General features: G+C 63.8%; 18 protein-coding genes. 10 read left to right on the top strand and 8 right to left on the bottom strand.

Annotated elements, in window-relative coordinates; translation table 11 throughout:
- The first annotated feature begins 204 nt into the window (after positions 1–204).
- Together ACVTFQ_RS19745 and coaBC are read left to right on the top strand one after the other, a co-directional pair.
- On the top strand, positions 205–1,128 hold the full coding sequence (locus ACVTFQ_RS19745) for a DMT family transporter (protein WP_111563230.1): 924 nt from the start codon (positions 205–207) through the stop codon (positions 1,126–1,128).
- Between the two features lie 87 nt (positions 1,129–1,215).
- Positions 1,216–2,427, top strand: coding sequence for a bifunctional phosphopantothenoylcysteine decarboxylase/phosphopantothenate--cysteine ligase CoaBC (gene coaBC / locus ACVTFQ_RS19740; RefSeq protein ID WP_111563229.1), 1,212 nt, complete (start codon positions 1,216–1,218; stop codon positions 2,425–2,427).
- On the opposite strand, the gene ACVTFQ_RS19735 is transcribed toward coaBC, so the two are convergent.
- Positions 2,414–3,223 (bottom strand): class II glutamine amidotransferase, encoded by an 810-nt coding sequence (locus tag ACVTFQ_RS19735; protein ID WP_111563228.1) that lies wholly within the window; start codon positions 3,221–3,223, stop codon positions 2,414–2,416. The genes coaBC and ACVTFQ_RS19735 overlap by 14 nt on opposite strands.
- Before the next feature lie 848 nt (positions 3,224–4,071).
- Between ACVTFQ_RS19735 and ACVTFQ_RS19730 the strand changes: the two genes are divergently transcribed.
- The 5 genes from ACVTFQ_RS19730 (at position 4,072) to otsA (ending at position 9,976) form a co-directional block, all read left to right on the top strand.
- A complete protein-coding gene (locus tag ACVTFQ_RS19730) occupies positions 4,072–4,749 on the top strand; it encodes a FadR/GntR family transcriptional regulator (RefSeq protein WP_111563227.1) in 678 nt (225 codons plus the stop codon).
- Positions 4,746–6,041, top strand: coding sequence for a CynX/NimT family MFS transporter (locus tag ACVTFQ_RS19725; protein ID WP_111563226.1), 1,296 nt, complete (start codon positions 4,746–4,748; stop codon positions 6,039–6,041). Before ACVTFQ_RS19730 ends, ACVTFQ_RS19725 begins: the two co-directional genes overlap by 4 nt.
- Before the next feature lie 82 nt (positions 6,042–6,123).
- On the top strand, positions 6,124–7,653 hold the full coding sequence (locus ACVTFQ_RS19720) for a S10 family peptidase (RefSeq protein ID WP_111563225.1): 1,530 nt from the start codon (positions 6,124–6,126) through the stop codon (positions 7,651–7,653).
- 90 nt (positions 7,654–7,743) lie between these two features.
- Positions 7,744–8,541: a trehalose-phosphatase gene (otsB, locus tag ACVTFQ_RS19715; RefSeq protein WP_111563224.1), complete on the top strand. Its 798-nt coding sequence runs from the start codon at positions 7,744–7,746 to the stop codon at positions 8,539–8,541.
- 58 nt (positions 8,542–8,599) lie between these two features.
- On the top strand, positions 8,600–9,976 hold the full coding sequence (gene otsA, locus ACVTFQ_RS19710; RefSeq protein ID WP_111563223.1) for an alpha,alpha-trehalose-phosphate synthase (UDP-forming): 1,377 nt from the start codon (positions 8,600–8,602) through the stop codon (positions 9,974–9,976).
- 26 nt (positions 9,977–10,002) lie between these two features.
- Here otsA and ACVTFQ_RS19705 read toward each other — a convergent pair whose 3' ends face one another.
- On the bottom strand, positions 10,003–10,902 hold the full coding sequence (locus ACVTFQ_RS19705) for a choline sulfate utilization transcriptional regulator (protein ID WP_111563222.1): 900 nt from the start codon (positions 10,900–10,902) through the stop codon (positions 10,003–10,005).
- 99 nt (positions 10,903–11,001) lie between these two features.
- On the opposite strand from ACVTFQ_RS19705, the gene ACVTFQ_RS19700 reads away from it, so the two are divergent.
- Genes ACVTFQ_RS19700 through ACVTFQ_RS19690 form a run of 3 tightly spaced genes read left to right on the top strand, consistent with a single transcriptional unit; the run spans position 11,002 to position 13,759 of the window.
- Positions 11,002–11,952: a choline ABC transporter substrate-binding protein gene (locus ACVTFQ_RS19700; protein ID WP_111563221.1), complete on the top strand. Its 951-nt coding sequence runs from the start codon at positions 11,002–11,004 to the stop codon at positions 11,950–11,952.
- A gap of 25 nt (positions 11,953–11,977) precedes the next feature.
- On the top strand, positions 11,978–13,492 hold the full coding sequence (betC, locus tag ACVTFQ_RS19695) for a choline-sulfatase (protein WP_111563220.1): 1,515 nt from the start codon (positions 11,978–11,980) through the stop codon (positions 13,490–13,492).
- Between the two features lie 57 nt (positions 13,493–13,549).
- Complete coding sequence (locus ACVTFQ_RS19690) at positions 13,550–13,759, top strand: TOBE domain-containing protein (RefSeq protein WP_018898137.1); 210 nt, start codon at positions 13,550–13,552, stop codon at positions 13,757–13,759.
- 27 nt (positions 13,760–13,786) lie between these two features.
- Here ACVTFQ_RS19690 and ACVTFQ_RS19685 read toward each other — a convergent pair whose 3' ends face one another.
- From ACVTFQ_RS19685 to ACVTFQ_RS19660, 6 genes are all read right to left on the bottom strand, one after another.
- Positions 13,787–14,074, bottom strand: coding sequence for a putative quinol monooxygenase (locus ACVTFQ_RS19685; protein WP_047506953.1), 288 nt, complete (start codon positions 14,072–14,074; stop codon positions 13,787–13,789).
- A 344-nt stretch (positions 14,075–14,418) separates the two neighbouring features.
- Positions 14,419–14,943, bottom strand: a complete 525-nt coding sequence (tsaA, locus tag ACVTFQ_RS19680; RefSeq protein ID WP_111563218.1) for a tRNA (N6-threonylcarbamoyladenosine(37)-N6)-methyltransferase TrmO — start codon at positions 14,941–14,943, stop codon at positions 14,419–14,421.
- A complete protein-coding gene (locus ACVTFQ_RS19675) occupies positions 14,943–15,728 on the bottom strand; it encodes an ABC transporter ATP-binding protein (protein WP_112436378.1) in 786 nt (261 codons plus the stop codon). Before ACVTFQ_RS19675 ends, tsaA begins: the two co-directional genes overlap by 1 nt.
- Before the next feature lie 10 nt (positions 15,729–15,738).
- Complete coding sequence (locus ACVTFQ_RS19670) at positions 15,739–16,770, bottom strand: FecCD family ABC transporter permease (RefSeq protein ID WP_111563216.1); 1,032 nt, start codon at positions 16,768–16,770, stop codon at positions 15,739–15,741.
- Entirely contained in the window at positions 16,767–17,804 is a 1,038-nt protein-coding gene (locus ACVTFQ_RS19665) for an iron ABC transporter substrate-binding protein (RefSeq protein WP_111563215.1), read from the bottom strand. Before ACVTFQ_RS19665 ends, ACVTFQ_RS19670 begins: the two co-directional genes overlap by 4 nt.
- Before the next feature lie 113 nt (positions 17,805–17,917).
- Entirely contained in the window at positions 17,918–19,501 is a 1,584-nt protein-coding gene (locus tag ACVTFQ_RS19660; protein WP_111563214.1) for a peptide chain release factor 3, read from the bottom strand.
- Positions 19,502–19,547: the final 46 nt, after the last annotated feature.

Genomic DNA, 19,547 nt, shown 5'->3' with positions numbered 1-19,547 from the left:
GTGCCGGGGGATGCGACCTTTGGCCACCTCGCTATCGGAGCGCTCTCGAACGATTTGCAATCCCGAGCTGTCCCCTTCCCGCCTGCGCCATGTCGTAGGTGGACACTTGCGCGCGTGCGATATCAGGCATAGTGGCATTTCCAGCTCTTCGCCTATCCCGATTCCTTCCCATTTCCTGCGGCTCTATCCGTTCCGGAGACCTCCATGCTGTTCGGCATTCTCTGCGGCATCGCCACCTGCGCCTTGTGGGGGCTGACCTTTGTCGTGCCGCGCGCCATCGCGCCGTTCACGACGCTCGACCTCACCGTGGCGCGGTATGGCCTGTTCGCGCTGACAAGCGTGGTGCTGATGGTTCACCCCCGCTTCCGGCCGCGCGGCATCAAGCTCAAGCCGATGATCACCGCGCTGCTGCTCGGCGGTATCGGCTATGTCGGCTATTTCATCAGCGTCGCCTATGCCGTCCGGTTCGCAGGCGCTGCCATTCCGCCGCTGGTGATCGGGACGATGCCCGTGATCCTGGCGATGATCGCCAACTTCCGGGACCGTTCCGTTTCCTGGCGTCTGCTTGCGCTGCCGCTGATGCTGATCGCGGCCGGGATCGCCTGGGTCAATGTCGCCGTCTTCGCATCGACGCCAACGGGCGACCGGGTGATGATCGCCTATGGCATCGCGTCCGCGGCGATCGGACTTGTTCTCTGGGTCGTCTACGGGTTGGCCAGTACCGCCACGATGCAATCACCCGATGCGCCCGACATCCTGCAATGGACGGGTCTGCAGGGCATCGGCGCCGGGCTCGGCAGCCTTGTGCTGATCCCGCTGACATCGCTGAACACGCCGATCGTCTACACCGATATCGACCTCATGCGCTTCCTGCTGTGGTCCCTGATCATGGGGCTTGCCGGCGCGTGGCTCGCCACGCTTTTATGGATGATCGCCTCGAAGAGGCTGCCGCTGGCCTTGGCCGCACAGTTGATCGTTGCCGAAACGGTGTTCGGACTGATCTTCGGCTTCGTCTTCGAACAGCGGCTTCCGACGCTTGCCGAGGCCGGTGGCTCGTTGCTGCAGCTTGCGGGCGTCGGCATGGCGATCGCGATCTTCAGCCATGTCAGACAACAGCAGCACGCGTGAGCGGCGGCACGAACTGCTCGCGTCGATTGCTTATTATCCGCCAAAGGCTTAGGGTTCTTCCAGTCAATTCCAGGTTGGATAGAAGGCATGGTTCTCAGCGGCAAACGCATCCTCCTCATCATCTCCGGCGGCATCGCGGCCTATAAGAGCCTCGACCTGATCCGCCGCCTTCGCGAGCGCGGCGCCTCGGTCCGGCCGGTGATGACAGCGGGCGCGCAGCAGTTCGTCACGCCGCTTGCTGTCGGGGCACTCGCCGCCGACCACGTGTTCACCGATCTGTTTTCACGGCAGGACGAGCAGGATGTCGGCCATATCAGGCTGGCGCGCGATTGCGACCTCGTGCTGGTGGCGCCTGTGACCGCCGACCTGATGGCGAAGATGGCGAACGGGCTGGCCGACGATATCGCCTCGACGGTGCTGCTTGCCACCGACCGACCGGTGCTTCTGGCGCCGGCGATGAACCCGCATATGTGGAGCAATGCCGCGACCAAGCGGAACGTCGCGACGCTCAACAACGACGGCGTCCATTTCATCGGGCCGATGGCCGGCGAGATGGCGGAAAGCCGCGAGGCGGGCGTGGGCCGCATGGCCGAACCGCTCGACATCGTCGCCGCGGTGGAGCGATTGCTCGACACCAGCCCTAAGCCGCTTGCCGGGCGCAAGGCGATCGTGACATCGGGGCCGACGCATGAGCCGATCGATCCGGTGCGCTATATCGCCAATCGCTCATCCGGCCGGCAGGGCCACGCGATCGCTTCGGCGCTGGCCCGGCTTGGCGCGGATGTGACGCTGGTCGCGGGCCCGGTGACGATCGCCGACCCCACCGGTGTGAAGACCATTCATGTCGAGCGCGCCGAGGATATGCGCGACGCGGTGCTGACCGCGCTGCCCGCCGATATCGCGGTAATGGTTGCGGCGGTGGCCGACTGGCGCGTGGCATCCGCGTCCGACCAGAAGATCAAGAAGCATCCCGGCGAGTCCATTCCGACGCTGGCGCTGACCGAAAACCCGGACATTCTGAAGACGATCGGGCATCACACGCTGCGGCCGAAGCTCGTGGTCGGCTTTGCCGCCGAGACGCAGGATGTCGACAGCAATGCGAAGGCGAAGCTGGAGCGCAAGGGCGCCGACATGATCGTCGCCAACGACGTCTCGCCGGCAACCGGCATCATGGGTGGCGTGCGCAACCGCGTGAAGATCGTCACGCGCGATGGCATCGATCAATGGCCCGACATGGCTAAGGAGGATGTCGCGATGAAGCTTGCGGAGACGATCGCCGAAAGGCTCAGGCGGGGATAGCGACGGGAGCGGATTTGGCCGGTGCTGCGACCGGCTGGAACGGCGTGACGTCGAGGCCTTTATCGGTCAGCGTGACGGCGCTGCCATCCGGAATTTCCGCCCAGGCGTCGACATCGTCGTTGAGCGGTTCGGAGACAAGGCAATAGCCTTTGCCAACAGGAGAGGCATAGAGCGTCGGCGCCTTGCGATCGGTCGCGTAGCGGATGGCATAGAGCGCATTGCCGTCGGAAAAGGCCGCCGTGTAGCGCACGAGCGCCGAGCCGAGGATATTTTCCGACAGTCCCTCGACGAAGCGGATCATTTCCGACATGGCGGCGATCGGCGTCTGGCGCAGGCCGAACTGGAGCGCGAGCAAAAACATCAGCTCGGAATCGGTGGTGCCGCCGCGTGCGTTGAAAAGGTCATCGTCGAGCATCGCCTCCATCGACCGGCGCAGGCGCTCGAAGCCCGCTATCTGGCCGTTGTGCATGAAGGACCAGTTGGCGAAAACGAAGGGATGGCAGTTGTCGCGCCGCGTGCCGCCGCCGGTCGCGGCGCGGACATGGGCAAGAAACAGCGGTGAGCGGATCTGCCGCGCAATGCTTTTCAGGTTGCAGTCCGACCAGGCAGGAAGCGTATCACGATAGCGACCGGGCTCGGGGTGATCGCCGTACCAGGCGATGCCGAAACCATCGCCATTGGTCGCCGTCTTGGCGCGGGTGGCGCAGTGGGATTGTTCGATCAGGGAGTGCGCAGGAGAAGAGACAAGCTCCTCCAGATAGAGGGGTTCTCCGCGATAGGCTGCCCAGCGACACATGCTATTCACTCCGCAACCCGCCCTGATCGTGGCAGGACAATGCTGAAACGCATCGACGATTGTCGAATCCGATGGTTAATAAGAACTAAACAAGCATGTGGCTTGCAAGCCGAACATGACGTTTTTCTGACATTGACGGCGATCAACTTCGGCAATGCAGCATTTTGTTTTGTGAACGGGGTTGTGGGCGCTCCGCGCGAACCGGACGCGGACCACCAGCACTGCGTGCGGTGTCTTGATGAAAATGAGGGAATGGCTTATATTCAAGGAGTGGGAGGCAGGTTGGCGCCTGCCTCCCACTTGTTTAGGTTATGAAGCTAACCCGGACCTCGAGCGACCAGCTGGTCCGGGTTTTTCTTACCCTAAACGTGACGCTAAGTGGAAACCACATAGCTCACCTCCTTGTGAGAGGGCGAGGCCGATCGCCGCGGTCGAGGTTGCCCATCTTCCCCGATCCCGCCGGCTGGCGCGGCGGACGCTGCTTTGCCACTCACGCCGCAAGCAATATCATCCCTTGGTTGCAATCTCTATTACCACCAAATTAGGCCTTGCATCCCGCTGAAATGCTCTTACCTTTCTTCTATCGGAAACAGAACGAAAGGAAGGTGATCCAATGTCTAATGAGATTTCGGACCTCGTAACGGGCTTGGAAGTGGTGATGAAGGCGAGGCAGCCCTCGCTCTGAAACCCGCCTTCCTGGGATCGCCATAGCGGTCCGGCCGGTTTTACAGGCCAAAACTCATGGAAAGGGTCGCTAGCGCGGCCCTTTTTCCGTTTCAGGTCGCTAATTGACCAAAGGCAATTCCATCGCTATTCATAAAGTCATCGGATGACTTTATGAGGCGCCTATGCAGCCGCTTTCCAAAACCAATCTCGCGGAAACCGCGACAGAGGCGATCCGCGCCGAGATCCTTGCCAAACGCTGGGCCGTCGGTGACAAGTTGCCCAACGAGGCCGCGCTCTCCGCTATGCTCTCCGTCAGCCGGGGCACGGTGCGCGAGGCCGTGCGCGTGCTCGTCTCGCAAGGCCTGCTTGAGACGCGGCAGGGGTCCGGCACCTATGTGCTTTCGACCACCGATACCGCATTGCCGCTGACCATGGCGCGGCGCGCCGGGCTCCGCGATCTTTTCGAGGCGCGATGCGCGCTCGACGTCGAGGCCGCGAGATTGGCGGCGCTGCGCCATACGCCGCAGACGATCACGACGTTGCGCAAGCTGCTGGAAAGCCGCGGCAATTTCGACGACGGCGACAAGATTGCCTTCATCGAGCGCGATCTTGCCTTCCACAAGGCGGTGATCGCCGCTTCGCAAAACCGCGCGATGATCGAGATTTACGACTTCTTCTCCGCCTCGATCGCCGAGACCATCGAGGCGACTTTGGGCGAGGATATTCCCGAGCCCGACATGCAGGCCCACGCCGCCATCATCGACGCGATCGCCACCGGCGACGCCGAAAAAGCGGATGCGGCGGTGCGCGCCTTCATGGCTCCCGTAATTACAGCTCTCGACCGGATGATCCTTTCATGACGACCCCCTCGCAAGACGCCGCCCATCTCTACGACCACGCCGAGGAGCAGCTGATCGATGCGGAAGCAGACAGCGTGCCGCAACCGCAGCCGCCGATCGGAACGAGCGCGACAGGACGGTTCGTGCTCGGTGCTAGCCTCGTGCTGATCGCGTTCAACCTGCGGCCGCTGTTTTCCAGCGCCTCGACGCTGCTGCCCGAAATCCGCAGCGAGCTTGGACTGTCGGCGCTCGGCACCAGCCTGCTCACGACACTGCCGGTCGTCTGCCTCGGCGCCTTTTCGCCGCTGGCGCCGAAGCTCGCGCAACGCATCGGCGCCGAGCGGACGCTGCTTGGCGTGCTGTTGCTACTGGCGCTCGGAACGGCGCTGCGCGGCCTCTCCTCCATCCCGCTGCTGTTTATCGGTTCGGCGCTCGCCGGCGCCTGCATTGCCGTCGGCAATGTTCTGCTGCCCGGTCTGGTGAAGCGCGATTTCGCTGATCGCGCGGCGCTGATGACGGGTTTCTACACCATGGCGCTCTGCGCGGGTGCGGCCGGCGCGGCGGGGTTCACGCTGCCGCTTGAGCGTGCCTTCGGCGGTTCGATGGCGGCGGCACTGGCGATCTGGGCGCTGCCTGCCCTCGTGGTCGGCCTGATCTGGCTGCCGCAGGTGCTGTCGACGAAAGCGCAGGTGAAGCGCAGCGGCTTCTCCGTCGAGGGGCTGTGGCGGGACAGGCTTGCTTGGCAGGTCACGCTGTTCATGGGGCTGCAGTCCGCGCTCGCCTACTGCGTCTTCGGCTGGCTGGTGCCGATCCTGCGCGAGCGCGGCATGGATGGCGTCACGGCCGGCGCGATCGTTTCCGTCTCGGTCATGGTGCAGGCGGCCTCGTGCCTGGTCGCGCCGCAGATCGCGGTGCGCGGCAAGGATCAGCGGGTGATCAACGCGGCGCTTTGCGGCATTGCCGTGGTCGCTTTGCTGGGGCTGCTCTTCGCGCCGCTTTCGACGGTCTGGCTCTGGGCGGTACTTCAGGGCATCGGCCAGGGCGGGCTGATCGCGGCGGCGATGACGACGATCGTGCTGCGCTCGCGCGATCCGCATGTGGCGGCGCATCTTTCCGGCATGGCGCAATGCGTCGGCTATCTGCTCGCCGCCATCGGGCCGCTCGTCGTCGGCCTCATTCGCGGCTGGACGGGGAGCTTTGCCTGGTGCGCGGTGCTGTTCGTGGCGCTCGGAGCGGGGGCCGCCTTCAACGGCTGGAACGCCGGGCGGGCGCTGCATGTGAATGCGCGGACGGTCGAGAAAACCGCCGATTGAGGCCTTCACCATCTGTTGATGCCATTTGCGGCGGCGCCGATGCTAGGCTCCGTGCAAAGATGGCATTCGCGGAGGAACAGTCGTGCGCTTTCGATCCATTGTCCTGGCCACCATCCTGGCCACCGGGCTCACCACTGCACTCGGCCCATCCCTGACCTATGCGCAAGACGCCGCGCGGCCATCAGCCGGATCGCGCGAGGGCGTGCTGACGCTGCTGCCGGCGGATTCCGTCACCGAGCATGAGATCACTCTCGATGGCCGCAAGTTCGCTTATACCGCGACGGCCGGAACGCTCGACATGTTCGGCCAGGATGGCGCGCAGACGGCGGCGATCTTCTACACCGCTTACGTCAAGAAGGACGGCGGGCCCAACCGGCCGCTGACCTTCGCTTTCAACGGTGGCCCGGGCGCTGCCTCGGCCTTCCTGCATCTGGGTCTCGTCGGGCCACGCATGGTCGACTTCGGACCGAAGGGCGATGACGGCGCGGGAGCCAGGCTGGTCGACAACCCCAACAGCTGGCTCGACTTCACCGACCTCGTGCTGATCGACCCTGTTGGTACCGGTTGGAGCCGGACGGTGAAGCCCGATGATGCCTCGAAATACTACAATGTGAATGCCGACGCCGAGAGCGTCGCCAAGGCGATCGCGCTTTATGTCACGCACAACAACCGGGTGTCCTCGCCGAAATATCTGCTCGGCGAGAGCTACGGCGGCTTCCGGGCGGCGAAGGTGGCGAGCGCGCTCAAGGATACGCAGGGCATCATCATCTCGGGTGCGGTGATGCTGTCGCCGCTCCTTGAGGGACAGCTGATGTTCGGCGCCGACGAATTCGCGCTCGGCGCGGCGCTGGAGTTGCCGTCGCTGGCGGCAGCTCAGATGGATCGGAAAAAGGCCTTCGACGAGACGAAACAGCGCGAGGCGGAGCGGTTCGCGCTCGGTGACTATCTGACGACGCTTGCGGGAGCAGCGCCCACGGGCGATGCGGCAAAGGCGTTTTATTCCAAGCTCTCTGCCATGACGGGTATCCCTGAGGATGTGGTCGAGAAGAGCCGTGGTTTCCTCGGCAACGCCTTCGCCAAGGAGATCGGCAAGAGCGACGGACTGGTTGCTAGTCCCTATGACGCGGCCTTTACCACGCCCGATGCGTTTCCCGAGACCGCTGACGCAAGGGGTGACGACGCCATCCTTGACGGCTTCACCCGCGCTTATGGCGGCGCTTTTTCCGACTACGCCCGCAACGAGCTCGGCTTCAAGACGGAGATGACCTACTCGCTGCTCGACAGCGACATAAACCGTCAGTGGGAATGGGGACGCCGGGGTGGCGGGTCGCGCCTTCAGGCAAGTGTGACCGGCGATATCAGGCAGTTTCTCGCAGCCGTCCCAAGCTTCCGGCTTTTGATCGCGCATGGCTATAGCGACCTCGTGACGCCCTATGGCGTCAGCCGCTATGTCGTCGACCATCTACCAGCTTCGCTTGCCGCCAACCGGGTGGGGCTGAAGGTCTATCAGGGCGGGCACATGTTCTACACACGCAGCGATCAGGGCGCTTTGTTTACGCGCGACGCGAAGGCGTTTTATGCGGCCAATGCCCCTGTGACGCCGGGAGATTGAGGGATCGCGAACGTCCGCGCGAGACGCCGCCAAGGGGTCGCGATGACTTTTTAGGGTTGCCATCGGGCTTTGCTGCCACATTTAGACCACATGTCCTATCCAGCGCAGCCATCCCGAACCCTGAAGCCGCAGCAGGTTTCCGGAACCTCGTTTCTGTTCAATCTGCTCCGTTCCTCGGCCGCCGATTGGGCGCTGTTTCTCGATATAGACGGCACCTTGATCGATCTCGCCGACACGCCCGATGGCATTGTCGTGCCCCCTGCCCTGCCGCAGCAACTCGATCAGCTGTCGCGCAAGCTCGGTGGCGCCATGGCGCTGGTGACGGGACGGGCGCTGCCCTATGCCGACAAGCTCTTTACCCCCTACCAGTTTCCGATCGCCGGCCTGCATGGAGCGGAGCTTCGCCGCGCGGACGGACGGATCGAGCAGGCCGAGCCGACCGCGCATTTCGAGAAACTCAAGGCTGATCTGCGCAAGGAAGCTTCAGGCTTCGATGGCGTGCTGATCGAAGACAAGGGGGCCGCGGTCGCCGCCCACTATCGGCTTGCGCCGCAGCGGCAGGCCGAGCTCGAGCCGCTGATGGAGACGTTTCTCGGCAAGGCCGGCGAGAACTGGACGCTGCAGCGCGGCAAGATGGTGCTCGAAATTCGCCCCGCCAGCGCCGACAAGGGGCATGCGGTGGAGACCTTTCTCTCCGAGGCGCCGTTCGCGGGCCGCCGACCGATCGCCATTGGCGACGACATCACCGATGAAGCGATGTTCCATGTCGCCAACCGGTTGGACGGGCATTCGATCCGCGTCGGCGCGCCTCTCTCCGGCACAGCCGCACAGCTGACGCTGCCGACTGCGGTTGCCCTGAGGGAACTCATCGCGCATCTCGCCGTTTGATGATCGCGACCTATCGATTGCCATTTTTGCGTACTGCCGTTTTTGAAAGGAATATTGCGTGAGCCGTCTTGTCATCGTTTCCAACCGTGTGCCCGTTCCCGAAAAGGGCGGAGCGGCAGCGGCTGCCGGCGGGCTTGCCGTGGCCTTGCAGGCCGCGCTCCAGCAGCGCGGCGGCATCTGGATGGGCTGGTCGGGCAAGTCGAGCGGCGAGACCGAGCCAGGTCCGTTGCAGATCAGCGAGGATGGCCGGATCACCTATGCGTTGACGGATCTGACCGAAAAGGATGTCGAGGAATATTACTTCGGCTTCGCCAACCGCGTGCTCTGGCCGATCTGCCATTATAGACTGGATCTCGCGGAATACGGCCGCAAGGAGATGACCGGCTATTTCCGCGTCAACCGCTTCTTCGCCCACCGGCTGGCGCCTATGCTTGAGCCAGACGACACGATCTGGATCCACGACTACCATCTGATCCCGCTTGCCGCCGAGCTCCGGCAGATGGGCGTGAAGAACCGCATCGGCTTCTTCCACCACATCCCCTGGCCGCCGGCCGACGTGCTCTTCACCATGCCTGTGCATGAGGAGATCATGCGCGGGCTTGCCGCCTACGATCTCGTCGGCTTCCAGACCGACCACGACCTTGAGAATTTCGCCGGCTGCCTGCGTCGCGAGGAGATGGGCGACGCGCTGGGCGATGGCCGCTTCAACTCCGGCGACAAGATCTTCAAGGGCGGTGCCTATGGCATCGGGATCGAGACCGAGGCCTTCGCGAAATTCGCCCGCAAGGCGGTGACCCACGCCATGGTGCACAAGGCGAAGGAGAGCATCATCGGCCGCGACCTGATCATCGGCGTCGACCGGCTCGATTACTCCAAGGGCCTGACGCAGCGCATCGACGCCTTCGAGCGCTTCGTGCTCAACAACCCCGCCCACCAGCGCAACGTGACCTATCTGCAGGTGACGCCGAAATCGCGCTCGGAGGTTCCCGAATATGAGCAGATGCAGCGCACCGTGGCCGAACAGGCAGGCCGGGTGAACGGCGCGCTCGGCACCGTGGACTGGGTGCCGATCCGCTATATCAACCGTTCGCTCAGCCGGCCCATCCTTGCCGGGCTCTATCGGCTTGCGAGAGTGGGCCTCGTGACGCCACTGCGCGACGGGATGAACCTCGTGGCGAAGGAATATGTCGCGGCGCAGGATCCCGAGGATCCTGGCGTACTGGTTCTATCACGCTTTGCGGGTGCCGCCCGCGAACTGAAGGGCGCTCTTCTGGTCAACCCCTATGACATCGAGGGGACCGCCAACGCGATCGCGCGGGCGCTGAACATGTCGCTCGAGGAGCGCAAGGAACGCTGGCAGCGGATGATGGATTATCTCACGGTCCATGACGTTTCGCGCTGGTGCGACGACTTCCTGCAGGATTTGGCCGCCTGACCTTCTGCCGCTTAAAAATAGGGATGTCAGAGACCGGCTTCGGCCAGCATCCAGGCGCCGAGTTCGTCGCTCCCGGGCGTGCGGCCTTTCGGCTGCAGCAGAAAATAGCCGCGATCCGGCGCTTCCAGCGTCGGGCCGGCCAGAGAGAGAATGCCGGTCGACAGCAGCGTGTCGACCAGCCCCATCCAGCCGAGCGCCAGCCCCTGTTCGCCCAGCGCTGCCTGCACCACCAGCGAATAGGTGTTGAAGCTGAGATCGCCCTGCCCAGCAAAGGCCTCGCGCCCGATGCCGAGTTCGGCGAAATAGCTGCGCCAATCGAACCAGGGCGATGGCGCCGCCGTGTCGAGGTGAATCAGCCTGTTGCGGGCGAGATCGGCGGGTGTTTCGAAGGGGCCGTTGCGCTCGATGAAGCCGGGGCTGCAAACGGGCGCCACCTTTTCCGGCAGCAGAAGCTTCGCGTCGCGGCCGAATTCGGCGCGGGTGCCGAAGACGACGGAGACGTCGCCTTCTCCCGACCGATGCCGCTCCATGCGCTGCGTGGCGATGATCTGGATATCCGTATCCGGATGGACCAGCCGAAACGCGTGCATGCGCGGGATCAGCCAGAGCGCGGAAAAGGCGTAGTCCGTATGCAGGCGGATCGAGGGTCGCTCCTTTTCGCTGCGAAGCCTGCGCGTCAGCTGATCGATCTCATCGACGCTTCTTGCGACCAGATCGAAAAGCCGCTGCCCCTCCGGCGTCAGCTCGACGCCGCGATGCTGGCGCTTGAGCAACGTGACGCCGATCTGCTCTTCCAGCCGGCGGATCTGGTAACTGACGGCTGGCTGGGTGAGGCCGAGCGCGCCGGCTGCGGCCGACAGGCTGCCGACGCCGCCGATCTCCGCGAAAATGCGCATCCATCCCAGATCGACCGGCCGCTCTGCCATAAAAAATCCTGTTGGGAACCATCGAAAAAAGCTGCCTTCACAGGGACGATGCTAGTGTTGTTCAATAAAACTATCAAATGACAAAAAAGGGGAAATGAGATGACAGCAGTTTCCATGATCCGCCGTCTTGCCGCCGGCGTTGTGCTTTCCGCTCTGGCCGTCGGGTCGGCCGCTGCCGCCGACGACGCGTCGTGCAAGACGATCCGCATGTCCGATCCCGGCTGGACCGATATCACCGCCACCAATGGCGTCACTTCCGTGATCCTGACGGCACTCGGCTACGAGCCCGACGTCAAGACGCTCTCGGTTCCGATCGGCTACCAGTCGATGAAGAACGGAGAGATCGACGTCTTCCTGGGCAACTGGATGCCGGCGCAGAAATCCTTCATCGACGACCTTAACGCCGCAAAGGCTGTCGAGGTGATGAACAAGAACCTCGAGGGCGCGAAGTTCACGCTCGCCGTGCCGACCTATGTGGCCGACAAGGGGATCAAGGATTTTGCCGACCTGCAGAAGCATGGCGACGAGTTCGGCAAGCAGATCTACGGCATCGAGCCGGGCGCGCCTGCCAACGGCAATATCCAGAAGATGATCGACGCCAACGACTTCGGCCTCAAGGACTGGAAGCTGGTCGAATCCGGCGAGCAGGCGATGCTGGCGCAGGTCGAGCGTGCCTCCAAGGACAAGGGCGCTGTCGTGTTCCTCGCCTGGGCGCCGCATCCAATGAACGAGAAATTCCAGATCACCTATCTCTCCGGCGGCGACGCCTATTTCGGCGCGAACTTCGGCGGCGCCGAGATTTATACGCTGGCCCGCACCGGCTGGTCGGCGAAATGCCCGAACGCGGCCACGTTCATGAAGAACCTGAAGTTCGACCTCAGCATGGAAAACGTGCTGATGGGCTCGATTCTCGGCGGCGAGGACCCGAAGGCTGCGGCGACCGCATGGCTGAAGGCCAATCCGACCGCTATCGACCCATGGCTGTCAGGCGTCACGACGCTTGACGGCAAGCCCGCTGCGGACGCAGTCAAGACCTCCCTCGGCCTCTGATACTTTCCAAGGACCCATACCCAGCATGTCGCGCCCGAATTTTCTCATCCTGATGGTCGACCAGTATAACGGGACGCTGTTTCCCGACGGGCCGGCCGAGTTTCTTCACGCGCCGCATCTGAAAGCGCTGGCGAAGCGCTCCGTGCGCTTTGCCAACACCTATACGGCAAGCCCGCTCTGCGCTCCGGCGCGGGCTTCCTTCATGTCCGGGCAGTTGCCGAGCCGCACCCGCGTCTACGACAACGCCGCCGAATTCGCCTCCGATATTCCGACCTTCGCGCATCATCTGCGCGCGGCCGGCTATCACACCGCACTTTCGGGCAAGATGCATTTCGTCGGTCCCGACCAGCTGCACGGCTTCGAGGAGCGGCTGACCACCGATATCTATCCGGCCGATTTCGGCTGGACGCCCGACTACACCAAGCCCGGCGAGCGCATCGACTGGTGGTACCACAATCTCGGCTCGGTCACCGGCGCGGGCGTCGCCGAAATCACCAACCAGATGGAATATGACGACGAGGTCGCCTACAACGCGACCCGCAAGCTCTACGACCTCTCGCGCCGGCAGGACGATCGCCCCTGGTGCCTGACGGTCAGCTTCACGCATCCGCACGACCCCTATGTGGCGCGCCGCAAGTTCTGGGATCTCTACGAGGATTGCCCTCATCTCGACCCTGAAGTCGGCACCATCCCCTTCGAGGAGCAGGACCAGCATTCGCAGCGGCTCTTGAAGGCCTGCGATTACGACGCCTTCGAGATCACCCGCGAGCAGGTGCGCAACGCACGGCGCGGCTATTTCGCCAACATCTCCTATATCGACGAGAAGGTCGGCGAATTGCTCGACGTTCTTGAGCGCGGGCGGATGGCCGAAGATACCGTCATCCTCTTCGTCTCCGACCACGGCGACATGCTGGGCGAGCGCGGGCTGTGGTTCAAGATGTGCTTCTTCGACGGTTCCGCGCGCGTACCGCTGGCAATCGCAGCGCCCGGCTGGGAGCCGAAGCTCATCAGCCAGCCGGTCTCGACGCTCGACGTGACGCCGACGCTGGCGGCGCTCGCCGGCATCGACATCACCAAGCTTAAGCCATGGACCGACGGCGAGGATCTGACGCCGCTCGCCACAGGAACCGGCGGACGCGGGCCGGTACCGATGGAGTATGCAGCCGAGGGCTCGATCGCGCCGCTGGTCGGCCTTCGCGACGGCAAGTTCAAGCTGACGCTTTGTGACGCTGACGCGCCGATACTCTTCGATCTCGACGCCGACCCCAAGGAATTGAAGAATCTCGCCAGCGATCCCGCCTATGCGGACACCCTGGCGCATCTGACCGCGCAGGCGGAAAAGCGCTGGAACCTTGCGAGCTTCGATGCCGCCGTGCGCGAGAGCCAGGCACGGCGCTGGGTGGTCTACGAGGCGCTGCGCAACGGCGCCTACTATCCCTGGGACTACCAGCCGCTGCAGCGCGCCTCGGAGCGCTACATGCGCAATCACATGGACTTGAACGTACTGGAGGAAAACCAGCGCTATCCGCGCGGCGAGTAAGATTGCCGTTTCGGTGGCGAATCGCTAAGTTCCGCCACCGAAACAAGGAGAACTCTCATGAAAATCAGCGCACGCAACCGCCTCAAGGGCAAGGTCGTCGAAATCACGCTTGGCGCCACGACGGCGCATGTGCGTATCGATATCGGCGGCGGCTCTATCGTCACGTCGTCGATCACCAACGAGGCGGTCAAGGAACTCGGGCTGACCGTCGGCTCCGACGCCTATGCCGTGGTCAAGGCTTCCGACGTGATGGTCGCCGTCGACTGAGGTCAACGGCGACATTGTCTCGATACCTCAGGCGTAGACCTTGAGGTTATGCAACTTGAGCGGCTCGGCCAGGATGTCCTTGTGGAGTTCCACGAGGGCTTTCAGGTAGGGCTGCTCGAAATGCGCGGTCAGGGCTGCCTGGTCGCGCCAGCTTTCGCGAATGAAGAATGTGCCGGGCGCATCCGTGTCCTCATGGACGACAAACTGGATGCAGCCTTCCTCGCGACGGGTCGGCTCGACGATGGCGAGCGTCGCTTCACGCAGCTTATCCTCGCTGCCGGGCTTTGCACGGAAGGCGGCAATAACTTCGATCATATTGATTGCTCCTAATCGATAAAACAACGGCTACCCATGCTGGAAGGCTGGGCGGGCCGTAGGACGATAGCTACCGTTCGGATGGCATCGGGACAATGACGGATGGGCGGCAAAGCGTTCACGATGGCGATAGGTCGCAGGGGTGGTGGTAGGACTCGGCTTCTCCGCAGGCGATGGCTGGCGGTGTGCCGTGTGGCCCCCTCATCGCCTCGCTGTCGCTCCGGCACTTCTCCCCGCTGGGGAGAAGAGACTCGTGGTGGGCGGCTTGCCGTCATCCCCTTCTCCCCCGCGGGGAGAAGGTGCCCGAAGGGCGGATGAGGGGGCCGCGGGCGCGACGTCAGCGATCACGCCTTCTGGCAATAATGCGCCGTACCCTCATCGCCCGTCTGAAAATCGCCGGGCTGCGGCGGGGCGATCGGTTTGAAGAGGGTGCGATCCGGTTTCAGGTCGAGCAGCGGCGTGCCGTCGAGGCAATCCATGCCACGCACCAGAAGTGTCGATCCCTCCACCGCCTCCAGCTTGACGATGGAGGTGCCGATCGGGTTGGGGCGGACGGGGGAGCGGAGCGAGAAGGTGCCGTGCACCTTGCCTGAATTGGCCGGGCTCTGGAGCACGAGATCGCGGCGGGAGCGATCCAGCCAGTAGAGGATTTCCAGCCGCTCGAAGGCCTCGACGCCTTGCAGCGCCTGCGTCCAGGGCTCCAATATCTCGATCCGGCAGATCGGCCCGTCATGCCGCCCCTGGCGCGGGGTTTCCATACGGGACGTCCAGGGTGTGCGGATGCGACCGATGAAGACCAGGCCGGCATCGGTCGCAGCCGGCGCATCGACCGCCACTTCGTTTTTCCGGATTTCGTTTTCGCGCACCATCAATCTTCTCCTACATCCAGGCGAGGCGAACAGACGGGCGCATTGCCACCCGGCAGAACGCCCATGACCACATCGACATCATAAAGCTGCTTGATCCGCTGCGGCGTCAACACCGTTTGCGGCGGCCCGAGCCCGGCGAGCTTGCCCTCGTGCAGCAGGGCTACCCGATCGGCGACCATGAAGACATGGTCGGGATTGTGGGTGGAAAGCACGATCGACATGCCCTCCCGCGCCAGACGGCGGATATGCGCGAGCACGCGCATCTGGTTGCCGTAATCAAGGCTCGCTGTCGGCTCGTCCATCACGAGAATGCCCGGCTGCTGCGCCAGCGCGCGGGCGATCAGCACCATCTGCCGCTCACCGCCCGATATCTCCGTATAGGGGCGATCGGCCAGATGCGTCATGCCGAGCCGGGCAAGTGCCTCGTCTGCAATGGCGCGGTCCGTGGCGCCGGGGGCGGCGAAGGGTGAGAGGTGCGCGGCGCGGCCCATCAGGACCACGTCGCGCACGGTGAAAGGAAAGAGTGCTGCATGCGCCTGCGGGACATGGCCGATACGCTTGGCGCGATCGGCCCGACTGAGCGAGGTGAGCGGCACGCCGTCGAGGACGATCTCGCCCACCTGCACCGGCAGCAGGCCGAGCATGGTCTTGAACAGCGTCGTCTTGCCGGCGCCGTTCGGCCCGAGCAGCGCCAGAACCTCGCCCCGTGCAAGCGTCAGCGTGACGCCCTGACCGACCGTGCGGGCGCCATAGCCGAAAGCGAGATCGCGCAGTTCGAGCGTCATGACTTGTCCCTCATGACCAGCCCCTTTTACCTGACGCGAGCAGGAACAGGAAGAACGGAGCGCCCACCACGGCCGTCAGGATGCCGAGCGGGATCTCGATCATCGCGATGCTGCGGGCCAGCGTATCGACGACAAGCAGATAGGCGCCGCCGAGCAGGATCGAGGCGGGCAGCAGCCGACGGAAATCGGGTCCAACAAGCAGCCGCGCGACATGCGGAATTACAAGGCCGATCCAGCCGATGATGCCGGCGATCGAGACGGAAGCGGCGGTGATGAGCGTTGCTCCCGTTATCAGCGCCAGCCTTGTTAGCCGGGTATCGATGCCGAGCGTACGCGCCTCCTCGTCGCCCAGCGTCATGACGTTCATGCGCCAGCGCAACAGGACGAGCGGGACGAGGCCGAGTATGATTGCCGGCAGGATGGAGCCGACATCGGCACGGGTGACGGCCGTCAGGCTGCCGAGCAGCCAGTAGGTGATGGCGGGCAGCTGGTCATAGGGATCGGCGAGGATCTTGATGAGCGATATGCCGGCGCCGACCAGAGCGCCGATCGCCACGCCCGCCAGGACCAGCGTCAGCACCGGATCACGCCCGCGCACCGCTGCACCCACGGCATAAACCGCGCCGACCGCAAGAAGGCCGCCGCAGAAGCTCATGAGCTGGATGATCGCGACCGGCATTTCCATGAAGATCGCCAGCACCGCGCCGAGGCTGGCGCCGACGGAGACACCCAGAATATCCGGCGAGACCAGCGGATTGCGAAACAGGCCCTGATAGGTGGCGCCGGCCGCCGACAGTGCCGCACCGATCAGCAGTGCGGCGGCGACCCTCGGCAGGCGCACGTTCCAGATCACCGTTTGCTGGATCGGATCGATATCGGATGGCGTGCCGGTGATGCCGGCTGCCAGCGCCCGCAGAATGGTCGAGGGCGGCACGGCATATTTGCCGATCGCCATCGAGAGCACTGCCAGCAGCAGCACGAGCGCAGCCCCGAAAACGATCAGTTTCCAGCTTCCGCCGGCGGTTTGCCTATCCTTGCTCATTTCGACGACGGTAGCGCGCCTTTCAGCAGCGTGTCGAGATCAGCATCGCCGACATCCACCTGATAGAACAGCTTGAAGAATGCCCGCACGTCGGCTTTCAGATCGCCATCGAAGCCTTCCGGATAGAGCAGCGTCTCCAGCCAGCGGATGCCGATCAGGCGGTTGATGCCGGGCGGAGAATCGAACCAGCCGAAGGGAAGCGCGGGCGCGGTGAACACCTTGCCGCTCTTCACCGCCTCTACGCTTGCCCAGGATGGATCGCCTTTGACGGCCTGGGCGAACTTGGGCGAGGCGGCGAGGATGATATCGGGGTTCCAGCCGAGCACCTGTTCCAGCGAGACATTGGTGAGCCCGCCCTTGCCGGCGGCGGCTGCAACATTGTCGGCGCCGGCAGCCTGAAGCATCTCCATGTTGATGGAGCCTGACAGACCGGTCTCAAGGCCTTCAGGACCGCGCCCGTAATAAACTCTTGGGCGCTTGTCCGAGGGAAGCTTTGCCAGGCCGTCATGAAGGGTCTTCAGCGTCGTCTCGGCGTAGGTGGCCAGTTCCTGCGCGCGCGGCGCGACGCCGAGCAGGTCGCCGACCTCGCGCAAGGTCTGCGGCGTCTTCTCGAAGCTGCCGTCGATCAGGACATAGGGAATGCCGGTCTGCTGCTGCACCTTGTCGGCCAGCGAAACATAAGTCGGGTTGACCGTGCCGACATCGATAATGAGATCGGGCTTGGCGGCGATCACCGCCTCCATGTTGGCGGTGCCGCCCTGCCCCGTCAGCCGGCCGTAGGTGGGGAGGTTCTGCACCGATGGCGCCAGGAACTGCTTTTCCTGGGCGCTCGGCTCGCGCACCCAGCCCGTGAGCTTGTCCGGCGCCAGCACATAGACCAGCACCGAGGCCGGCGGCCCCGCCGTCAACACGCGAGTGACGTGATCGGGGATTTCCACCGTGCGGCCGCCCGCATCGGTGAACGGGCGGGCGAAGGCTTCGGCGCTGAAGACCATGAAGAGGGCGACGAGGACGGTGCTGGCGAGTTTAAGCATGGTGGCTTCCCGATGAAATCGGAGCCACTATGTCATGACGCTATATCCGATGGAATATGGCGAAGCGCTGCAAGCAGCGCCCCTTTCCCATCATAACGAAAGCGTGACCATAATCACGCCGCCTTGGCGACGTGATATTCCTTGATCGCGACCATCTTGATCGCGGGGAAGCGTTCGGATTCGTAGCGCAGCGAGAAGCTGTCCTGCGCCAGGAAGACCGGGTCGCCGTCGAGGTCGCGCGCGATATCGCCGCGCTTGACGTTGAGGAACTTCTCAAGCTCGGCCGGCTGGTCCGAGGAAATCCATCGGCAGACGGAGAAGCGCGACATTTCGAACGAGACCGGCAGCGTGTATTCGGCCGACAGGCGCTCCTTCAAGACGTCGAGCTGCAGGGCGCCGACGACGCCAACGATAGCCGGCGAACCATCTTCCGGCGAGAAAAGCTGCACGACGCCCTCTTCGGCCATCTGCTGCAGGGCTTCCTTGAGCTTCTTCGCCTTCATCGCGTCTTCCAGGCGCACGCGGCGCAGGATTTCCGGCGAGAAGTTCGGCACGCCCTGGAACACCAGTGCCTCGCCTTCCGTCAGCGTATCGCCGATTCTGAGAGTCCCGTGGTTCGGGATGCCGACGACGTCGCCGGCAAAGGCGGTGTCAGCCAACTGGCGCTGCGAGGCGAAGAAGAACTGCGGCGCCGTGAGGCCGAGCTGCTTGCCCGTGCGGGCAAGACGCGCCTTCATGCCGCGCTCCAGCTTGCCGGAGCAGATGCGGGCGAAGGCGATGCGGTCGCGGTGGTTGGGGTCCATGTTGGCCTGGATCTTGAAGACGAAGGCCGTCATCTTGTCTTCGGCGGCATGCACGGTTCTGATATCGGCGACCTGGTCGCGCGGCGGCGGCGCGAAATCGCCGAGCGCGTTGATGAGATCGCGAACACCGAAATTGCGAAGCGCCGAGCCGAAGAAGACAGGCGTCAGGTGGCCTTCGAGGAAGGCCTTGCGGTCAAAGGGGCGGCAGGCTTCGATAGCCAGTTCCGTCTCATCGACGAAGGCCGAGCGCTCATTTTCCGGCAGACGGTCGGCGACGGCCTGCGGGCCGTTGACCGGCGTTCCCTCGACTTCGGTATCGGAGCCGCGAACAGTGTTGTTCGCGAGGTTGTAAGATCCGCAGAAGGTCTTGGAGCGGCCGATCGGCCAAGTGACCGGGGCGGTATCGAGCGCCAGCTTCTCTTCGACCTCATCCAGGATCTCGAAGGGATCGCGGCTCTCGCGGTCCATCTTGTTGATGAAGGTGATGATCGGGATGTCGCGCATGCGGCAGACTTCGAAGAGCTTCAGCGTTCTGGGCTCGATACCCTTGGCGGCGTCGATGACCATGACGGCCGCATCCACCGCCGTCAGCGTGCGATAGGTGTCGTCGGCGAAGTCTTCGTGGCCTGGCGTGTCGAGAATGTTGAAGACATTGCCTTCGTACTCGAAGGTCATCACCGAGGTGACGACCGAGATGCCGCGCTCGCGCTCGATCTTCATCCAGTCCGACCGGGTCTGGATGCGATCCTTCTTCGCCTTGACTTCACCGGCGAGCTGAATGGCGCCGCCGAACAGCAGCAGCTTTTCGGTCAGCGTCGTCTTGCCCGCGTCCGGGTGGGCGATAATAGCGAATGTGCGGCGGCGGGAAACCGCCTCGGCGAGACTTTCGGCCATGCTATGAATCCTGTGGAGTTGCGGCGTATCTAGCGATTTAGCCGCC

This window comes from Rhizobium sp. O111 (assembly GCF_055616315.1).
This window is presented reverse-complemented; position numbering and strand designations above follow the sequence as displayed.

Excerpts from the sequence above, each read along its gene's own strand:
- ACVTFQ_RS19745 (WP_111563230.1), top strand. The coding sequence starts at position 205 with ATGCTGTTCGGCATTCTCTGCGGCATCGCCACCTGCGCCTTGTGGGGG.
- coaBC (WP_111563229.1), top strand. The coding sequence starts at position 1,216 with ATGGTTCTCAGCGGCAAACGCATCCTCCTCATCATCTCCGGCGGCATC.
- ACVTFQ_RS19735 (WP_111563228.1), bottom strand. The coding sequence starts at position 3,223 with ATGTGTCGCTGGGCAGCCTATCGCGGAGAACCCCTCTATCTGGAGGAG.
- ACVTFQ_RS19730 (WP_111563227.1), top strand. The coding sequence starts at position 4,072 with ATGCAGCCGCTTTCCAAAACCAATCTCGCGGAAACCGCGACAGAGGCG.
- ACVTFQ_RS19725 (WP_111563226.1), top strand. The coding sequence starts at position 4,746 with ATGACGACCCCCTCGCAAGACGCCGCCCATCTCTACGACCACGCCGAG.
- otsB (WP_111563224.1), top strand. The coding sequence starts at position 7,744 with ATGTCCTATCCAGCGCAGCCATCCCGAACCCTGAAGCCGCAGCAGGTT.
- ACVTFQ_RS19705 (WP_111563222.1), bottom strand. The coding sequence starts at position 10,902 with ATGGCAGAGCGGCCGGTCGATCTGGGATGGATGCGCATTTTCGCGGAG.
- ACVTFQ_RS19700 (WP_111563221.1), top strand. The coding sequence starts at position 11,002 with ATGACAGCAGTTTCCATGATCCGCCGTCTTGCCGCCGGCGTTGTGCTT.
- betC (WP_111563220.1), top strand. The coding sequence starts at position 11,978 with ATGTCGCGCCCGAATTTTCTCATCCTGATGGTCGACCAGTATAACGGG.
- ACVTFQ_RS19690 (WP_018898137.1), top strand. The coding sequence starts at position 13,550 with ATGAAAATCAGCGCACGCAACCGCCTCAAGGGCAAGGTCGTCGAAATC.
- ACVTFQ_RS19685 (WP_047506953.1), bottom strand. The coding sequence starts at position 14,074 with ATGATCGAAGTTATTGCCGCCTTCCGTGCAAAGCCCGGCAGCGAGGAT.
- tsaA (WP_111563218.1), bottom strand. The coding sequence starts at position 14,943 with ATGGTGCGCGAAAACGAAATCCGGAAAAACGAAGTGGCGGTCGATGCG.
- ACVTFQ_RS19675 (WP_112436378.1), bottom strand. The coding sequence starts at position 15,728 with ATGACGCTCGAACTGCGCGATCTCGCTTTCGGCTATGGCGCCCGCACG.
- ACVTFQ_RS19670 (WP_111563216.1), bottom strand. The coding sequence starts at position 16,770 with ATGAGCAAGGATAGGCAAACCGCCGGCGGAAGCTGGAAACTGATCGTT.
- ACVTFQ_RS19665 (WP_111563215.1), bottom strand. The coding sequence starts at position 17,804 with ATGCTTAAACTCGCCAGCACCGTCCTCGTCGCCCTCTTCATGGTCTTC.
- ACVTFQ_RS19660 (WP_111563214.1), bottom strand. The coding sequence starts at position 19,501 with ATGGCCGAAAGTCTCGCCGAGGCGGTTTCCCGCCGCCGCACATTCGCT.